We start from the raw sequence: 17438 nt of genomic DNA on the forward strand, positions 1-17438 counted from the left end.
GGAGGCCGGGGCGAAGGTGACGAGGGAGGCCGGGGCGAAGGCGCGGGGGAAGCCGGAGCGAAGGGCCCGTGCGACTCCGGAAGGGACCCACGCGACTCCCACGCGACTCCGGAAGGGGCGCCCGCGCACCCAGGGAAAGGGCCCGCGCGCCCCCGGCGCCCGGCGCCCGACCTACCCTCCCGACACACCCCGAGTGACAAAGTCCTTAAGTCCTTATGTCAGGACGAAGTCTTGACACTCCCCGGGGCGGCAGAGAGGCTGTGCCCCACAACCCCACCCCAGCGCCTCCCGGTCACCGCCGACCGGTGAGAGGAGAGCCGCAGCATGCCCGTTCCCCATGCCGCCCAGCCCGTCCTGGACCGCATCCGCGTCGGTTCCGCACCCGACTCGTGGGGAGTCTGGTTCCCCGACGACGACCAGCAGGTCCCCTGGCAACGCTTCCTGGACGAGGTCGCCGAGGCGGGGTACGAGTGGATCGAACTCGGCCCGTACGGCTACCTCCCCACCGACCCCGCCGTCCTGCGCGAGGAGATCACCCGCCGCAGCCTGCAGGTCTCGGCCGGCACGATCTTCACCTCGCTGCACCACGGCCCGTCCGTATGGGACAAGACCTGGGCGCACGTCTCCGAGGTCGCCACCCTCACCCAGGCGATGGGCGCGGGGCACCTCGTCGTCATCCCGTCCTTCTGGCGCGACGACAAGACCGCCGAGGAACTCGAACCGCGCGAGCTGACCGTGGAGCAGTGGAAGCATCTGACCACCGGCATGGAGCGGCTGGGCAAGCGGGTGCGGGACGAGTTCGGGCTGGACATCGTCGTCCACCCGCACGCGGACACCCACATCGACACCGAAGAGCATGTCGAGCGGTTCCTGGACGCCACCGACTCCGGCCTCGTCAACCTCTGCCTGGACACCGGCCACTACGCCTACTGCGGCGGCGACAGCGTCAAGCTGATCCGCACCTACGGCGAGCGGATCGGCTACCTCCACCTCAAGCAGGTCGACCCGGACATCCTCGGCGAGGTCGTCGCCAAGGGCACGCCGTTCGGCCCCGCCGTCAAGCAGGGCGTGATGTGCGAGCCGCCGCTCGGCGTACCGGCACTGCCGCCCGTCCTGGAGGCCGCCCAGGAACTGAACGTCGACCTCTTCGCCATCGTCGAGCAGGACATGTACCCCTGCCCGCCCGACCAGCCCTTCCCCATCGCCGAGCGGACCCGCCGCTTCCTGCGGTCGTGCGGGGCATGAGCCGCCCGCACCTCCTGCGGGTGCGGCGGTAGGACTCGCACGCGATGTCGTACGCGATGCCGTACGCGGATGCCGTAGCGCACATCTCGGACGCCTGCGTCGGGTACGCCTGCACCTCGTGCGCGCGCGTGCCCACCCCGTACGCCTGCGCCTTGCACGCGGCCGCCTCGTACGTCTACAGCTCGTGCGTGACCGCCTCGTACACCTACGGCGCGTGTGCATCCGCCTCGCGCGCCTACGCCTCGCACCTACCCTCCCCGTACACCTGCACGTCGTGCGCGCCCGCCGCGCGACGCCTCCTCCTCTTACCCCGGCAACGATTACGGAGCGTAACCAGTTCCGTTCTCAGGGTATCCCTCACACTCCGTAGCACGTAAGGACTTGTGGACGACATGACTTCGCACGAAACGCTGGGCGTGGCGGTCATCGGCACCGGCCGGATGGGCGCCGACCACGTACGCCGGATCAACGAGGTGATCAGTGGCGCCCGGGTGGCGGCCGTGGTCGACATCGACGCGGCGCGGGTCAAGCACCTCGCCGACGGCATCGAAGGGTGCACCCCCTACACCGACCCGGCCGCCGCCATGGACGACCCCGGGGTGGACGCCGTACTGATCGCCTCGCCGGGACCCGCGCACGAGGCGACGCTGCTGGACGCCTTCGCGCGGGATCTGCCCGTGCTGTGCGAGAAGCCGCTGACGCCGGACGCCGCCTCCGCGCTGCGGGTGCTGGAGGCCGAGCAGGCGCTGGGGCACCGCCGGGTCCAGGTCGGTTTCATGCGCCGTTACGACGCCGACTACCGCGCCCTCAAGTCCCTTCTGGACCAGGGCACTTACGGCCGGCCGCTGATGCTGCACAACAAGCACCGCAACGCCGGCAGCACGCCCGGCTTCACCAACGCGATGATGATCAACGACTCGGTGGTGCATGAGATCGATGTGACGCGCTGGCTGCTGGGGGAGGAGATCACCGCGGTGCGGGCGCTGCGCCCGGCCCCCACCGGCAACGCTCCGGAGGGCCTCAGCGACCCCCAGCTGATCCTCTTCGAGACCGCGGGCGGCCAGGTCGTGGACACCGAGATCTTCGTCAACTGCGGCTTCGGGTACCAGGTCAGCTGTGAGGCGGTCTGCGAAGGCGGCACGGCCAGGATCGGTGACGACCACGGAGTGTTCAGCAACACCGCGGGCCGTTGGGGCGGTGCGATCACCCCCGGTTTCGTGGAGCGCTTCGAGGAGGCCTACGACCGGCAGGTGCAGCGCTGGGTGAACGCCACCCGGCGCGGCGAGATCGAGGGCCCCAGCTGCTGGGACGGCTATGCCGCGGCCGCCGTCTGCGAGGCGGGTGTGCGCGCCCAGACGACCGGCGAGCGGGTGGCGGTCGAACTGATCGAGCGGCCCGCGCTGTACGGATGAGGCGCCCCGTCGCCGAGCCCCCGTCCCCGGGCCCCCGCCGCTTGAGCGCCCCGCCGCCGGTGCACGCCGTACCGCCGTCGAGCTGATCCAACGGCCCGCGCTGTACGGGTGAGGCGGCCCGTCGCCGCGCTGTACGGGTGAGGCGGCCCGTCGCCGCGCTCTACGGGTGAGGCGGCCCGTCGCCGCGCTGTACGGGTGAGGCGGCCCGTCACCGTGCCGTACAGGTGAGGCGGCCCGTCGCCGCGCTCTACGGGTGAGGCGGCCCGTCGCCGTGCCGTACCGCTGAGGCGGCGCAGCACGGAGGCGGTCCGCCGCCGGCGGCGGCCTGTCGTGAGGCGCCCGCCCCGCGCAGCGCCGCCGAGCCGCCCAGCCGCCGAGGCTCCGTTCCCCTGCCCCCTAGGCCCACGCCGGCCGTCCGCCCCACGCTGCGCCGCCCAGCCACAGAGGCCCTCTCCGCCCGTACGCCCGTACGCCCGTACGCCCGGGCACCCGCCGCGCCCGCACCCCCCGCCCCCCTTGACCCCTTCCACCCACACACCCCGTACCGCCGCAGCGCGCCGCCCGCTCCCCCAGGCCGCCGCCGCGCCTGCGCCCGCACCTGGTCCACCGAAAGGCCCCGCACCATGTACGTCGCTCCCGACGCCGGCCCGCACGGCCACCTGCCCCCGCACCAACGCCCCGCTCCCGACGCCGGGTTGACCGGCCGGGCGTGGGCGGGCCGGAGCTGCTGATGGCGGCTCCGACCGGTCAGATGGCGTCCGTCGGCCCGCGCGAGGGTGCGCGGGACCGGAACGCCAGGCGCTTCATCGTCGGCATCGCTGCCATTGCCGCCCTCGGCGGCGCCCTCTTCGGCTACGACACCGGAGTGATCTCCGGCGCGCTCCCCTTCATGGAGGGCCACTTCGGCCTCACCTCCCTGGACGAGGGCATCATCACCAGCGCGCTGCTGATCGGCGCGGCCTTCGGCTCGCTGATCGGCGGCCGGATGTCCGATGCGCTGGGCCGGCGCAACTCCCTGCTGTGGGCGGGCGCCGTGTTCATCGGCGGTGCGCTGGCCGTCGCGCTCGCCCCCGACGTCCCGTTCATGACCGTGGCGCGCTTCGTCCTCGGCCTCGCCGTCGGCAGCGCCTCGGTCATCACCCCGCTCTATCTCTCCGAGGTCGCGCCCCCGCACATCCGCGGCCGGCTGGTCTCCTTCAACTCGCTGATGATCGTCAGCGGCCAGTTGCTCGCCTACCTCATCAATGCCTTCCTGGCCCAGTGGGCGGCCTGGCGCTGGATGCTGGGCCTGGCGGCGCTGCCGGCCGTGGCGCTGTTCGTCGGGCTGTTCTTCCTGCCCGACACCCCGCGCTGGTACATCAGCAAGGGGCGGCAGGACGAGGCGGCCCGGGTGCTGCGCCGTACGCTGCCCGCCGACGAGGTCCCCGCCGAGCTGGCCCGGATCGATCACGCCCGCAGCCTGGAGGCCGATGCCCGGCGAGGCGGCTGGCAGCAGCTGCGCACGCCGTGGATACGGCGGCTGTTGCTGGTCGGGATCGGTCTGGCGGCCGTCCAGCAGATCACCGGTGTGAACGCCGTGGTGTACTTCGCGCCCAAGATCCTGGCGTCGACCGGTCTGGGCACCGGTGCCTCGATCACCGCCACCATCGCGATCGGTGTGATCTCGGTGCTCGCCACCGCGCTGGGGATGTCCCTGATCGACCGGGTCGGCCGACGGCCCATGCTGCTCACCGGCCTGGCCGGGATGACCGTCTCGCTCGCCCTGCTCGGCGCCTCCTTCCACCTCCCGCACTCCCCCGGCGTCAGCACCCTGGTGCTGGGCCTGATGGTCCTCTACATGGCCTTCATGCAGGGCACTCTCAATACGGGGGTGTGGCTGCTGCTGGCCGAGATGTTCCCGCTGAAGGTCCGCGGACTGGCCATGGGCGCCGCGGTGTTCGTGATGTGGCTGGTCAACTTCGGGGTCGCGCTGGTCTTTCCGCTGCTGCTCGACGCGGTCGGCGCCGGCACCACCTTCTGGTTCTTCGGCGCGATGTGCGTCCTGTCCCTGGTGTTCTGCAAGCGGTACGCGCCGGAGACGAAGGGGCTGGCGCTGGAGGATCTGGAGGACGAGCTGCGGAAGGCGACGGGGGCCGCACCGGCCGCGGCCTGACGGGGCGTCGGCAGGTTGCCGATCGCGGGAACCACGGACCGCGTTCCCGGCGTCACTGTGAGTGGAATCACATCCAACGGGGGAAACGGTGGAATTCGTGAAAACCAACGCACTCAGCCATGCCGTCAAGCGCACGGCCGTCCTGACCGCGACCGCGGGTCTGCTGACCGCGGGTCTGCTCACCGGCCCGGCGTCCGCCGACAGTCCGGCCGGCGGGCGGGCCGACACGCGGGCCGCCTGCGCGTACTACAACGGCAACGCCCTCACCGTCTACGGTCAGAGCGGCGACCGTGTCCGGCAGGTGCAGTGCCTGCTGGCGAACCGCCGCTATCTCCCCTGGGGAGATGTGACGGGGTACTTCGGCCCCAAGACCCGGGCCGCGGTGAAGAAGTTCCAGTCCCGGCACCATCTGACCGCTGACGGCAAGGTCGGCAAGAAGACCTGGTACGCGCTGTACCACGCCTGATACGCCTGATCCACGTCCGGCCGCCTACGGCACGCCTGTGGCGGGCCGGTTCCCCAGCCGGGGACCGGCCCGCCACACGTCTGTGCGCCCGCGGCACCGTGGCCGCGCAGACCGGCCCGCCCCCTTCCGGCTCATCCCCCTTCTCGACCCGCCCCGCCCCCTCCGGTCCGTCCCGCCCCCGTCACAGCCGTCCGCCCCCCGTCACAGCTGTCACCGTTACGCGCGCCTTACGTCACAGCCGTTCAACAGCCCCTCCCCCATGGTTACTCGGTGTCGTTGTCCAGGCACAGGGTGAGTGATCACCAGGCCGTACGCAGCCCCCTGCCGGCTCTCCGGGCCGACCCTGCGTACGGCGCTCAGGAGGTGGCAGAGATGACCGACCGCAAGCTCTGGTCGTACAAGGAGATCGCCGCGCACATCCAGGTACAGCCGGACACCGTGCGCTCCTACCGGAAGCACGGGTTGCTGCCCGAACCGGATCTGGTGGAGGGCGGAAAACCGTACTGGTTCGCCGATACGGTCAGAAGGTGGGTGGCGCAGCGACCGGGCCAACGCGGCCGGCGCTGAGAGCCACCGGACCGGCCCCGGGGTGCTCGGGCGGCATCGCCCGCCAAGTGTTCCCGGGCGCCATGAGTGGTACGTCCCCCGGCGCGGTCAGTCGGGCCGGGGTGGTGCCGTCGACCCCCTGATCTCCAGCTCCGGCGCCACGAGTTGCTGTCCGGCCGGGGCGTCCGGGCGCTCCATACGGTCCAGGAGGCAGCGCGCCGCGCGCCGGCCGACCTCGTGGCTGGCGTTGTTCACCGAGTTCAGCCAGAGGTGGCGGATGCGGGCGAGGTAGGTGTTGTCGTAGCCGACGAGGGAGAGATCGGCGGGCGTGCGCAGGCCCAGCTCCTGGGCCGCGGACAGCGCGCCGACACCGGAGATGTCGTTGAACGCGAAGACGGCGGTGGGGCGTTGGGCGGCCGCAGGCCCGTCACCGGGGCGTGAGGTGACGGGTGGCGGGGTGAGGAGCCGGACGGCGGCGCGGTAGCCACCTTCCTCGGTCCCGTCGCCGCTCGCCACTACGGCGTTCTCGGCCAGGCCGTGGGCGCGCATCGCGGCCTCGAAGCCGCGCCGGCGCAGTTCGCCTACCAGGCCCTGTCCGGCGATGTGGGCGATCCGCCGGTGGCCGAGGCCGATGAGGTGTTCGGTGGCGAGCCGGGCGCCGCGCTCGTCGTCGTTGGCGACGAGGTCGGTGTGCGGCAGCCGGGGTTCGTGGTTGCCCGCGATGACGGTCGGCAGCCGTGCGGCGACCTCGGCGAGGCCGTCGGTGTCCGGGAGGGTGCCGACGACGACGAGACCGTCGACCCGCAGCTCCTGGAAGGTGCGGGCGAAGTCCTGGCCGGCACGTCGGTCCAGCCGCCCGTCGGCCATCAGCATCCGCAGACCGTGCGCCTGCAGCAGGGAGTTCAGGCCGTCGAGCACCTCGACGAACCAGGGGTTGCGCATATCGTTCAGCAGCACCCCGACGGTGTGCGTACGGCGGGCCACCAGGCTGCGGGCGGCGGCGTTCGGCCGGTAGCCGAGCTCCTCAATGGCGTCCAGCACGGCCTGCCGCTTGCTGTCGCTGACCCGCGGGGAGCCCTGCAGCACCAGCGAGACCAGTGATTTGGAGACGCCCGCGCGCTCGGCGACTCCGCGGATCGTCGGTGGCCGGTCCGCGCCCGGCGGTGTGCTGGTACGTGTGCCGGTACGCGTACCGGTACGTGTGCCGTTCCGTCCGTCGGCCCGGCCGTCCGTCCGCCCGTCGGCTCGCTCGTTGGACCGTTCCATGAACGGAAATCCTTCCATCGGTGCAGGTCGGCGTCAATGCGCAACCTTGTCTGCCTGCAGGGTGGTTGACATGCGGACATCAGGACATGCAGGGTGCCGATACCCGCGAGGTTTGGACCGTTCCAATTCACCGCCCGTCCACCCGTCTACCCGTCCACACATCTCTCCTCCCCCCGCTCCCCCTCCGCCCCATCCCTCCCCCTGTCCGCGCCCCTCCCCCTCTGCCGCCCTCAAGACCCTCCCCGCCACCTCCCCCTCCCCCTCCCCCGAAAGGAACCGAGGCATGAAGATCGGGCTGATCGGCACCGGGCGCATCGGTGCGTTCCACGCCACCACCCTCCGGAGCGTCCCGGGCGTCACCGGCCTCGTGGTCGCGGACCTGGACCCCGCGCGGGCCGCCGCACTGGCGGACACTCTCGGCGTACACGCCGCCCCGGGCATCGAGGAGATGTACGCGGACGGCCTGGACGGTGTGGTAATCACCGCCGCGACCAGCGCCCACGCCACGCTGATCCACCAGGCCCTGGACGCGGGGGTGCCGGTGTTCTGCGAGAAGCCGGTCGCCCTGGACGTGCCCGGCACGGTCGGGGTGGTGGAGCGGGCACGGGCCGGCACCGTGCCCGTACAGATCGGTTTCCAGCGCCGCTTCGACGCGGGCTACCGCGCCGCCCGCGAGGCGCTGCACTCCGGTGCGCTGGGTTGGCTGCACACACTGCGCGCCTGCACCAGCGACCGGACCCCGCCGCCGGCCGGCTACATCCCCACCTCCGGCGGGCTGTTCCGGGACTGCAGCATCCATGACTTCGACATCCTGCGCTGGCTGACCGGCCGCGAGGTGGTCTCGGTCTATGCGCAGGGCAGCAATCGCGGGGCGTCCTTCTTCGCGGACGGCGACGATGTCGACACCTGCGCGGCGCTGCTGCGCTTTGACGACGACACCCTGGCCACCGTGACGGCGACCCGCTACAACGGCGCGGGCCATGACGTCCGGCTGGAGGTGTGCGGCTCCGAGGGCGCCCGCTTCGTCGGGCTCGACGACCGGGCGCCGCTGCCGTCCGCCGAGGCGGAGCTGTCGTGGCGGCGGGCGGCCGATCCGTATGCCACGTTCATGGAGCGCTTCCACGACGCCTACGTCACCGAGCTGGGCGTCTTCACCGAGGTCGCGGCAGGCCGTAGGCCGAGCCCCTGTTCACCGGCGGAGGCGCTGGAGGCGCTCTATGTGGCCGAGGCGTGCGAGCGCTCGCGCCGCACCGGTCAGCCGGTGGCCGTCGCGGACGTCCGGGCGTCGGCCGGGGGTGCGGTTCCGGGCGCCTGAGGGCGCTCGGGGCGGGGCATCGGCGCCGGCGCCCGCCCTCCCGGTCACGTCGCCGCCACAAAGGAGGCGCGACCGCCGGGATCCTCGCCGTCTCCTTTGCGGGGGCCGCCGCTCTCGCCCTCACCGCCGCCCTCCGAGGGTTCGCGCAGGGCGCGGCGGCGGGCGGCCCATTGGATCGCGGCGCCGATCGTGGCAACCGCGCAGGAGACGCCGAAGCCGATGGCGGCGGCGTGGAGCGGGCGGCCGGTGGTGGCGCTGCCGAGGTAGCCGAGGCCGACGGAGTAGGTCGCCCAGGTGGCTTCGGCGATACCGGCGCCGAGGACGTACTTGCGCAGCGGGTAGCGGAGCACGCCGGAGGCCAGTGCGCCGGCGATCCGCCCGCTGGGCAGGAAGCGTACGGCGATCACGAAGGGCAGGCCGTAGCGCTGGATCCGGCCCGAGGTCCACTCCAGTAGTGCCCGGCGGCGGGGTTTGCGCCGCATCCAGGCCCGGACGGGTCCGCCGAACCGCCGCGCGGCCAGGTACATCAGCAGGTCTCCGGTCAGGGCGCTGCCGGCGACGGTCAGCAGGATCAGCGGGAGGAACAGCTCTCCCCGGGAGGCGAGCACACCGGCGGAGACGAGCAGTGCGGAGTTGGGGACCAGTGGCGGCAGCGTGGTGAGCACCAGCAGGCCGTAGAAGGCGAGTACGTCCATCCGGCCGCCTCCTCGGATCCGCCCCGAGCCCGTTATCCCAAGGCTGACGCGTGGTGGGGCGCACGGCAACGCGGTGTGGGTGTCCATGGCTTGGATTGATACCCCCCAGGGGTATACAGTGCGTAAGGTCGGGGGAACCGGCGGTCGCCTGAGCCTCGCGTGGCACGCTGCGACACTCCGGCACTTGCACCACACGGAACACATCGGCACCACAAGGAGAGTCCCCCATGGCTGAGAACAGCTCCTGCTGCACCCCGGAAGGCTCCTGCCACTCCGGCGGCACCGACGTCCAGGTCGGCGCGGTGACCACCACCTACAAGGTCACCGGTATGACCTGCGGCCACTGCGAGGGTGCGGTGTCGGCCGAGATCGGTGAGATCGCCGGGGTCAGCGCGGTGCAGGCGGTGGCGGCCACTGGCCTGGTGACCGTCACGTCCCAGGCCCCGCTGGACGAGGAAGCCGTCCGCGCGGCCGTGGACGAGGCCGGCTACGAGCTCGTGGGGCAGGCGGCCTGATCCCGGCGTCCGGCCCCCTCGCACCGGGCCGCACCCTCACCGAGGGGGCCGGGACCCCGATGGCTTCCGTCGGCCTTTGTGATCACCAACAGCTGGCGGCCGCGAAATTTCACACAGCCCTTACAACTGACACAACACCCATACCGGAGGGCCCCGATCTTCAGATGGAGGCCCTTGACCGCATTCGCCCCCATATGGCAAGAGACCCAGATCACACTCATCGGAACGTAACCATTGAGGGGGGTCGTGAGTCTAACCGGGCAGTGCAGGCACCCCGGCGGGGCTTGCACTGCAACAGCCGTGCTGATCTTGGGGGATCGTGCCCGGCTACGCGTGGCCGGGGCGACGTGCCCGGGGAGCTTTGAGCGGCCCTCCCGAACGTGCGCGTCCCGGCAGATCGCGGTGCAACCCGGAACGCCCGGACGGATCCCGTGGGGGGAATCCAACCGGGACAAGGGAAGCGCCCCGCGCTCTGGACCCGTGGGGGGATCCGGAGGCGGGGCGCTTTCTGCTAAAGACCGCGGGGGCACCCTGACAGGGCGGCCGTCAGCGCTCCTCGACCGGCACGAAGTCGCGCTCGACGACACCGGTGTAGATCTGCCGCGGACGGCCGATGCGGGAGCCGGGCTCCTTGATCATCTCGTGCCACTGGGCGATCCAGCCGGGCAGCCGGCCGAGCGCGAAGAGCACGGTGAACATCTCGGTCGGGAAGCCCATGGCCCGGTAGATCAGACCGGTGTAGAAGTCGACGTTCGGGTAGAGCTTGCGCTCGACGAAGTAGTCGTCGGAGAGCGCGTGCTCCTCCAGCTTCAGGGCGATGTCCAGCAGCTCGTCGGACTTGCCGAGCGCGGAGAGGACATCGTGCGCCGCCGCCTTGATGATCTTCGCCCGGGGGTCGAAGTTCTTGTAGACGCGGTGCCCGAAGCCCATGAGCTTCACGCCGTCTTCCTTGTTCTTCACCTTGCGGATGAAGGAGTCGACGTCGCCGCCGTCGCGCTGGATGCCCTCCAGCATCTCCAGCACGGACTGGTTGGCGCCGCCGTGCAGGGGGCCCCACAGGGCGTTGATACCGGCCGAGATCGAGGCGAAGAGGTTCGCCTGCGAGGAGCCGACCAGGCGGACCGTGGAGGTGGAGCAGTTCTGCTCGTGGTCGGCGTGCAGGATCAGCAGCTTGTCGAGGGCGCTGACCACGACCGGGTCGAGGTCGTAGTCCGCGGCCGGCACCGAGAAGGTCATACGCAGGAAGTTCTCGACGTACCCGAGGTCGTTGCTCGGGTAGACGACCGGGTGGCCGACCGACTTCTTGAACGCGTAGGCCGCGATCGTCGGGAGCTTGGCCAGCAGCCGGATCGTGGAGATGTGGCGCTGCTGCTCGTCGAACGGGTTGTGGCTGTCCTGGTAGAACGTCGACAGCGCGCTGACGACCGAGGACAGCATCGCCATCGGGTGGGCGTCCCGGGGGAAGCCGTCGTAGAAGCGCTTGACGTCCTCGTGCAGCAGGGTGTGGTAGGTGATGTCCTGCTTGAAGTTCGCCAGCTCATCGACGGTGGGCAGCTCGCCGTTGATGAGGAGGTACGCGGTCTCGACGAACGTGCTGCGCTCTGCAAGCTGCTCGATCGGGTACCCGCGGTAACGAAGAATCCCGTTCTCACCGTCGAGATAGGTGATCGCGGATTTATACGCCGCGGTGTTGCCGTAACCGGAATCCAGGGTCACCAGACCGGTCTGGGCGCGCAGCTTCGAGATATCGAAGCCCTCGTCGCCGACGGTGCTCTCGACGACCGGGTAGCTGTATTCGCCGTCCCCGTAACGCAGTACTACAGAGTTGTCGCTCACGTCATCCCTCACCGACGTTGTGCCTCTTCTTCGAGGTGCCCTGACTGCCTATACCTTCCCCCATTTGGGCCTTGGATGTGCACTCGGGGTCGGCCATAGGGCCTGTCTGCGGCACTCAGTGCCGTCTGGGTGCCCATCCTGCCCCTCTTCGCCCTGAATAGGAAAGAGGGGTGACATCACATCGCACCGGCGAGCCGGTGATCCAGCGCCGTACACCGCCGACCGGCGGATACCGTGCGTACGGCCTGTCCCAGGGCTTTCCGGGAGCCGACCAGCACCACCAAACGCTTTGCCCGGGTCACGGCGGTATACAGCAGATTGCGCTGCAGCATCATCCAGGCACTGGTGGTGACCGGAATCACCACCGCTGGATACTCACTACCCTGCGAGCGGTGGATCGTCACGGCATAGGCATGGGCGAGTTCATCGAGTTCGTCGAAGTCGTAGGGAACCTCCTCGTCCTCGTCCGTGCGCACGGTCAGTCGCTGCTCGTCGCCGTCCAGTGCGGTGACCACGCCGACCGTGCCGTTGAAGACGCCATTACGGCCCTTTTCATAATTGTTCCTGATCTGAGTGACCTTGTCGCCGACACGGAAGACCCGGCCGCCGAAGCGGCGCTCGGGCAGATCGGGGCGGGCCGGGGTGACGGCCTGCTGGAGCAGGCCGTTCAGGGCTCCCGCGCCGGCCGGACCGCGGTGCATGGGGGTGAGCACCTGGACGTCCCGGCGCGGGTCGAGACCGAACTTCGCCGGGATGCGGCGGGCCACGACATCCACGGTCAGCCGCCCGGCCTCTTCGGCGTCCTCCTCGGCGAACAGGAAGAAGTCCATCATTCCGGACGTCAGGGGCGGCACACCGGAGTTGATGCGGTGGGCGTTGGTGACCACCCCGGACTGCTGGGCCTGGCGGAAGATCCTGGTCAGCCGGACCGCCGGCACGGGGCCGGACCCGTCGAGCAGATCTCGCAGCACCTCGCCCGCGCCCACCGACGGCAGCTGGTCGACATCCCCGACCAGCAGCAGATGGGCGCCCGGCGGCACCGCCTTGACCAGCTTGTTGGCGAGCAGCAGATCCAGCATCGACGCCTCGTCGACGACCACCAGATCGGCGTCCAGCGGCCGGTCCGCGTCATAGGCGGCGTCCCCGCCCGGCTTGAGCTCCAGGAGGCGGTGGACCGTGGAGGCCTCCGCCCCGGTCAGCTCCGAGAGCCGCTTGGCCGCCCGGCCCGTGGGCGCCGCCAGCACCACCGTGGCCTTCTTGGCGCGGGCCAGCTCGACGACGGACCGGACCGTGAAGGACTTGCCGCAGCCCGGCCCGCCGGTGAGCACCGCGACCTTCTGCGTCAGCGCCAGCCGCACCGCCTGCTGCTGCTCGGGGGCCAGCTCAGCGCCGGTCCGCCGCGCCAGCCACGCCAGCGCCTTGTCCCAGTCGACGTCCCGGAACGCCGGCATCCGGTCCTCGTCCGTCCGCAGCAGCCGGGTCAGCCGGCCGGACAGGGAGATCTCGGCACGGTGGAACGGCACCAGATAGACCGCGGTGACCGGCGGCTCGCCGTCCGCGCCGCCGGGTACCTGCTCGCGGACCACGCCCTCCGGGTCGGCGGCCAGCTCACCCAGGCAGTCGATGACCAGTCCGGTGTCGACCTGGAGCAACTTCACCGCGTCGGCGATCAGTTGCTCCTCGGGGAGGAAGCAGTGGCCCTGGTCGGTGGACTGCGACAGGGCGTACTGCAGGCCCGCCTTGACCCGGTCCGGGCTGTCGTGCGGAATGCCCACGGACTGCGCGATGCGGTCGGCGGTCAGGAAGCCGATGCCCCAGACGTCGGCGGCCAGGCGGTAGGGCTCGTTGCGGGTGACGGAGATGGCGGCGTCACCGTACTTCTTGTAGATCCGCACCGCGATGGAGGTGGACACCCCGACGCCCTGGAGGAAGACCATGACCTCCTTGATGGCCTTCTGCTCCTCCCAGGCCGCGCCGATCAGCTTCGTCCGCTTGGGGCCCAGGCCCGGTACCTCGACGAGGCGGGCGGGCTCGCGCTCGATGATGTCGAGGGTGTCCGTGCCGAAGTGCTCGACGATGCGGTCCGCGATCCGCGGGCCGATGCCCTTGATGAGTCCGGAGCCCAGATAGCGGCGGATGCCCTGGATGGTGGCGGGCAGGACGGTGGTGTAGTTCTCGACCGTGAACTGCTTGCCGTACTGGGGGTGGGAGCCCCAGCGGCCCTCCATGCGCAGCGACTCCCCCGGCTGCGCCCCGAGCAGCGCGCCGACGACGGTCAGCAGATCGCCCGAGCCGCGGCCCGTGTCGACCCGCGCGACCGTATAGCCGTTCTCCTCGTTGGCGTAGGTGATCCGCTCCAGGACCCCTTCGACGACGGCTGCGTTGACCATGCACCGACCGTACCGCCGGGGTCTGACACCGCGTGGGGGTCTGCCCTCGCGTGAGGTCCGCCGTCGCGCCGGGGCCGGGATGCCGCGTTCCCATCGAGGGGCCCGTCCGATGGTCGGGCCCCTCGATTCCCCCTCCATGCCGGTCCCGGATCCCCCCGGATCCCTCCCCTTTTCGGGACCAACGTCAGCTATGACCTTTGTGGACGGCCAACGGTTGCACACCTCCGTGGAGTTATTTTCCGGCCGGCCGAGGTGCGGGTCCCCTGGTCAGCCGGAGGTCGTGCGGCGGTCATACGACGTGGGTACGGACGCGCCGCACGATCTCGGCCAGTACCTCGGCGCCGTCCCGTGCCCACAGCGCCGGGTTGAAGATCTCCACCTCGACCGGCCCCCGGTAGCCGGCCGTCTCGACCCGCTCCCGGAACCAGCGCAGATCCACCGAGCCGTCCCCGAGCTGCCCACGTCCCAGCAGGACGCCTTCGGGCAACGGGGTGACCCAGTCGGCGAGCTGGAAGGCGGCGAGCCGTGAACCGGCGCCGCCGGTGCCGCCCGCGCGCCCGATCTGGGCGCCGACCGTGTCGTCCCACCACAGGTGGTAGGTGTCCACGACCACCCCGACCCGGTCGGCGGGGAACCGCTCGGCGAGGTCGAGGGCCTGCGCGAGCGTCGAGACCACACACCGGTCCGCCGCGTACATCGGGTGCAGCGGTTCCAGCGCCAGCCGTACGCCCCGCTCCGCGGCGTACGGCGCCAACTCGCCCAGCGCGTCCGCGACACGCTCCCGGGCGCCGGGCAGATCCCGGCTGCCGGGCGGCAGTCCGCCGGAGACCAGCACCAGGGTGTCGGTCCCGAGGGCGGCCGCCTCGTCGAGGGCGGCCCGGTTGTCGTCCAGGGCCGCGGCCCGCGCGCCCGGGTCCGCGGCGGTGAAGAACCCGCCCCGGCACAGGCTGGTGACCCGCAGCCCGGCGTCCCGGATCAGCCGGGCGGCCGCGGCCACCCCGAATTGCTGCACGGGCGCGCGCCACAGGCCCACGCCCCGTACGCCCGCGCGTGCGCAGCCGTCGGCCAGTTCGGGCAGCGACCACTGGCGGACGGTCTCCTGGTTGAGGCTGAGACGGTCGAGGAGCGAGGGGGTGTTGTGGCTCATGCGTCGTCCGCTCCGTAGACCGTGAGCAGGGTGCGCATCCGGTGGGCGGCGCGTTCCGGGTCCGGGAACAGGCCGAGCGCGTCGGCCAGTTCGTGGGCGCGCCGCAGATGCGGCAGCGAACGGGCCGACTGGAGGCCGCCGACCATGGTGAAGTGCGACTGGTGGCCCGCCAGCCAGGCGAGCAGGACCACGCCGGTCTTGTAGTGGCGGGTGGGTGCCGCGAAGAGGTGCCGGGCGAGCGCGACGGTCGGGTCCAGGGCGGCCCGGAAGCCGGTGGTGTCCCCGGAGTCGAGGCGGCGTACGGCGACCGCGGCCAAGGGGGCCAGCGGGTCGAAGACGCCCAGCAGGGCATCGCTGTAGCCGTGCCCGTCGCCGGCGATCAGCTCCGGGTAGTGGAAGTCGTCGCCGGTGTAGCACCGTACGGCCGGTGGCAGTTGGCGGCGCAGCCGTACCTCCCGGCCGGGGTCCAGGAGGGAGATTTTGATGCCGTCCACCTTGGCGGGGTGGTCGGCTACGAGGGCGAGGAGCGTTCCGGTGGCGGTGTCGGGTTCCGTGCTGCCCCAGTAGCCCGCCAGTGCCGGGTCGAACATCTCGCCGAGCCAGTGCAGGATCACCGGCCGGGTGGTCTGGCGCAGCAGGTGGCCGTAGAGCTCCCGGTAGTCGTCCGGGCCGGTGGCGGCCGCGGCGAGCTGGCGGGACGTCATCAGGACGGGTCGGGCACCGGCCGCCTCAACGGCGGTGAGCTGTTCCTCGTAGGCGTTCCGGACGTCGGCCAAGGAGGCGCCGTGTGCGGGGAGTTGGTCCGTTCCGGCGCCGCAGGCGAGCAGCCCGCCGACCGCCCGTGCCTCGGCGGCGGAGCGCCGGATCAGCTCGGCGGCGGCGCCCCAGTCCAGGCCCGCACCGCGCTGCGCGGTGTCCATCGCCTCGGCCACGCCCAGGCCGTGCGACCACAGGTGGTGCCGGAAGGCGAGGGTGGCGTCCCAGTCGACGGCGGCCGGACCGTCCGGGGTGGTGTCGGCGTGCGGATCGGCGACCACATGGGCGGCGGCGAGGACCGTGCGGGAGCGCAAGGGGGGCGGCACGGGAGCGGACCGGGAAACGGGGCCCGGCGCGGACGGGGACGCGTGCGCCGGGGTGTTCACCGGATCGGCTCCGGCACATCCAGGCGGCGGCCCTCCGCGGAGGACCGGCGCGCCAGTTCGGCGAGCTGGACGCCGCGGGCGCCCGCCGCCAGGTCCCAGCGCCAGGGCTCGTCGCGTACGACATGCCGCAGGAACAGCTCCCACTGTGCCTTGAACCCGTTGTCGAAGGCGGCGTTGTCGGGGACCTCCTGCCACTGCGCGCGGAACGGCTCGGACGCCGGGACGTCCGGGTTCCAGACGGGCCGGGGGGTGCCGGCGCGGTGCTGGATGCGGCAGTGGCGCAGCCCGGCGACGGCCGATCCTTCGGTGCCGTCCACCTGGAACTCCACGAGTTCGTCGCGGTGCACCCGGACCGCCCAGGAGGAGTTGATCTGCGCGACGATGCCGCCGGCCAGTTCGAAGATGCCGTAGGCGGCGTCGTCGGCGGTGGCGTCGTACGGGGTGCCCGACTCGTCCCAGCGGCGCGGGATGTGGGTGGTGAGGTGTGCCTGGACGCTTCTGACCGGCCCGAACAGTTCGTGCAGGACGTACTCCCAGTGCGGGAACATATCGGCCGCGATGCCGCCGCCGTCCTCGGCGCGGTAGTTCCAGGAGGGGCGCTGCGCCTGCTGGAGGTCACCTTCGAAGACCCAGTAGCCGAACTCGCCCCGTACGGACAGGATGCGGCCGAAGAAGCCGCTCTCGACGAGGCGACGGAGCTTGCGGAGGCCGGGCAGGAAGAGCTTGTCCTGGACGACACCGTTCTTGACGCCCGCCTCTTGGGCCAGCCGGGCCAGCTCCAGGGCGCCGTCGAGACTGCCCGCGGTGGGCTTCTCGACGTACAGGTGCTTTCCGGCGGCGATGGCCTTCCGCACCGCTTCCTCGCGGGCGGCGGTGATCTGTGCGTCGAAGTAGATGCCGATGGTGCCGTCGCCCAGTACGGCGTCGAGGTCGCAGCTCCAGTGCTCCACGCCGTGGCGTTCGGCCAGCGCCCGCAGTTTGTGCGCGGAGCGGCCGACGAGGACGGGCTCCGGCCGGATCCGTGTCCCGTCGGCGAGTGCGAGGCCGCCCTGGTCGCGCAGGGCGAGGACGGAGCGGACCAGGTGCTGGCGGTGTCCCATGCGCCCGGTCACGCCGTTCATGGCGATACGTACGGTCGTGTGTGTCACGGCCCGGCCTCTCTCGCTCGCGGCAGATGAGGATCGTCATGCGGGGGCGTTCTCCCGTGAGGACGCTAGCCCGCGCGGGCGGGCGCCGACAGGGCGCGAAAATTCTGCTGCGCGGAGCGGCTCCGGTCGCTTATCCTTGACTCAGTCAAGGGTGAGGGGTCGA

General features: G+C 71.4%; 14 protein-coding genes. 7 read left to right on the forward strand and 7 right to left on the reverse strand.

Annotated elements, in window-relative coordinates; genetic code table 11:
* Positions 1–324: 324 nt before the first annotated feature.
* The 5 genes from NUT86_RS15090 (at position 325) to NUT86_RS15110 (ending at position 5842) form a co-directional block, all read left to right on the forward strand.
* A complete protein-coding gene (locus tag NUT86_RS15090; RefSeq protein WP_266443231.1) occupies positions 325–1245 on the forward strand; it encodes a sugar phosphate isomerase/epimerase family protein in 921 nt (306 codons plus the stop codon).
* Positions 1246–1637: 392 nt separating this feature from the next.
* Positions 1638–2657 (forward strand): Gfo/Idh/MocA family protein, encoded by a 1020-nt coding sequence (locus NUT86_RS15095; protein WP_026170247.1) that lies wholly within the window; start codon positions 1638–1640, stop codon positions 2655–2657.
* 730 nt (positions 2658–3387) lie between these two features.
* Positions 3388–4809, forward strand: coding sequence for a sugar porter family MFS transporter (locus NUT86_RS15100; RefSeq protein ID WP_274735719.1), 1422 nt, complete (start codon positions 3388–3390; stop codon positions 4807–4809).
* Between the two features lie 97 nt (positions 4810–4906).
* The gene (locus NUT86_RS15105; protein ID WP_274735721.1) at positions 4907–5275 is read left to right on the forward strand and encodes a peptidoglycan-binding domain-containing protein; all 369 of its coding nucleotides are present in this window, start codon (positions 4907–4909) and stop codon (positions 5273–5275) included.
* Positions 5276–5647: 372 nt separating this feature from the next.
* Complete coding sequence (locus NUT86_RS15110; RefSeq protein WP_018093041.1) at positions 5648–5842, forward strand: helix-turn-helix transcriptional regulator; 195 nt, start codon at positions 5648–5650, stop codon at positions 5840–5842.
* A gap of 87 nt (positions 5843–5929) precedes the next feature.
* Here NUT86_RS15110 and NUT86_RS15115 read toward each other — a convergent pair whose 3' ends face one another.
* Positions 5930–7087 (reverse strand): LacI family DNA-binding transcriptional regulator, encoded by a 1158-nt coding sequence (locus tag NUT86_RS15115; RefSeq protein WP_274735725.1) that lies wholly within the window; start codon positions 7085–7087, stop codon positions 5930–5932.
* Between the two features lie 283 nt (positions 7088–7370).
* On the opposite strand from NUT86_RS15115, the gene NUT86_RS15120 reads away from it, so the two are divergent.
* Positions 7371–8402 carry a Gfo/Idh/MocA family protein gene (locus NUT86_RS15120; protein WP_266443219.1) on the forward strand — a complete coding sequence of 344 codons (1032 nt, stop codon included), beginning with the start codon at positions 7371–7373 and terminating at the stop codon, positions 8400–8402.
* A 44-nt stretch (positions 8403–8446) separates the two neighbouring features.
* Here NUT86_RS15120 and NUT86_RS15125 read toward each other — a convergent pair whose 3' ends face one another.
* The gene (locus tag NUT86_RS15125) at positions 8447–9097 is read right to left on the reverse strand and encodes a DedA family protein (protein WP_274735727.1); all 651 of its coding nucleotides are present in this window, start codon (positions 9095–9097) and stop codon (positions 8447–8449) included.
* Positions 9098–9324: 227 nt separating this feature from the next.
* On the opposite strand from NUT86_RS15125, the gene NUT86_RS15130 reads away from it, so the two are divergent.
* Positions 9325–9612, forward strand: coding sequence for a heavy-metal-associated domain-containing protein (locus NUT86_RS15130; protein ID WP_018093045.1), 288 nt, complete (start codon positions 9325–9327; stop codon positions 9610–9612).
* 546 nt (positions 9613–10158) lie between these two features.
* Here NUT86_RS15130 and NUT86_RS15135 read toward each other — a convergent pair.
* The 5 genes from NUT86_RS15135 to NUT86_RS15155 form a co-directional block, all read right to left on the reverse strand.
* Entirely contained in the window at positions 10159–11448 is a 1290-nt protein-coding gene (locus NUT86_RS15135; RefSeq protein WP_109889859.1) for a citrate synthase, read from the reverse strand.
* A gap of 176 nt (positions 11449–11624) precedes the next feature.
* Positions 11625–13838, reverse strand: a complete 2214-nt coding sequence (recD2, locus tag NUT86_RS15140; RefSeq protein ID WP_274735730.1) for an SF1B family DNA helicase RecD2 — start codon at positions 13836–13838, stop codon at positions 11625–11627.
* Positions 13839–14127: 289 nt separating this feature from the next.
* The gene (locus NUT86_RS15145) at positions 14128–14985 is read right to left on the reverse strand and encodes a sugar phosphate isomerase/epimerase family protein (protein WP_274735732.1); all 858 of its coding nucleotides are present in this window, start codon (positions 14983–14985) and stop codon (positions 14128–14130) included.
* Positions 14982–16055 carry a dihydrodipicolinate synthase family protein gene (locus NUT86_RS15150; protein ID WP_274735733.1) on the reverse strand — a complete coding sequence of 358 codons (1074 nt, stop codon included), beginning with the start codon at positions 16053–16055 and terminating at the stop codon, positions 14982–14984. Before NUT86_RS15150 ends, NUT86_RS15145 begins: the two co-directional genes overlap by 4 nt.
* A gap of 68 nt (positions 16056–16123) precedes the next feature.
* A complete protein-coding gene (locus tag NUT86_RS15155; RefSeq protein WP_159488206.1) occupies positions 16124–17275 on the reverse strand; it encodes a Gfo/Idh/MocA family protein in 1152 nt (383 codons plus the stop codon).
* Positions 17276–17438: the final 163 nt, after the last annotated feature.

It is taken from the genome of Streptomyces sp. G7(2002), from assembly GCF_028870195.1.
In the GTDB taxonomy this organism is placed as follows: Bacteria; Actinomycetota; Actinomycetes; order Streptomycetales; family Streptomycetaceae; genus Streptomyces; species Streptomyces nigrescens.

Bases quoted from the DNA above. Each gene is read 5' to 3' on its own strand.
- NUT86_RS15130 (WP_018093045.1), top strand. From the start codon at position 9,325: ATGGCTGAGAACAGCTCCTGCTGCACCCCGGAAGGCTCCTGCCACTCC.
- NUT86_RS15100 (WP_274735719.1), top strand. From the start codon at position 3,388: ATGGCGGCTCCGACCGGTCAGATGGCGTCCGTCGGCCCGCGCGAGGGT.
- recD2 (WP_274735730.1), bottom strand. From the start codon at position 13,838: ATGGTCAACGCAGCCGTCGTCGAAGGGGTCCTGGAGCGGATCACCTAC.
- NUT86_RS15110 (WP_018093041.1), top strand. From the start codon at position 5,648: ATGACCGACCGCAAGCTCTGGTCGTACAAGGAGATCGCCGCGCACATC.
- NUT86_RS15090 (WP_266443231.1), top strand. From the start codon at position 325: ATGCCCGTTCCCCATGCCGCCCAGCCCGTCCTGGACCGCATCCGCGTC.
- NUT86_RS15145 (WP_274735732.1), bottom strand. From the start codon at position 14,985: ATGAGCCACAACACCCCCTCGCTCCTCGACCGTCTCAGCCTCAACCAG.
- NUT86_RS15115 (WP_274735725.1), bottom strand. From the start codon at position 7,087: ATGGAACGGTCCAACGAGCGAGCCGACGGGCGGACGGACGGCCGGGCC.
- NUT86_RS15125 (WP_274735727.1), bottom strand. From the start codon at position 9,097: ATGGACGTACTCGCCTTCTACGGCCTGCTGGTGCTCACCACGCTGCCG.
- NUT86_RS15095 (WP_026170247.1), top strand. From the start codon at position 1,638: ATGACTTCGCACGAAACGCTGGGCGTGGCGGTCATCGGCACCGGCCGG.
- NUT86_RS15120 (WP_266443219.1), top strand. From the start codon at position 7,371: ATGAAGATCGGGCTGATCGGCACCGGGCGCATCGGTGCGTTCCACGCC.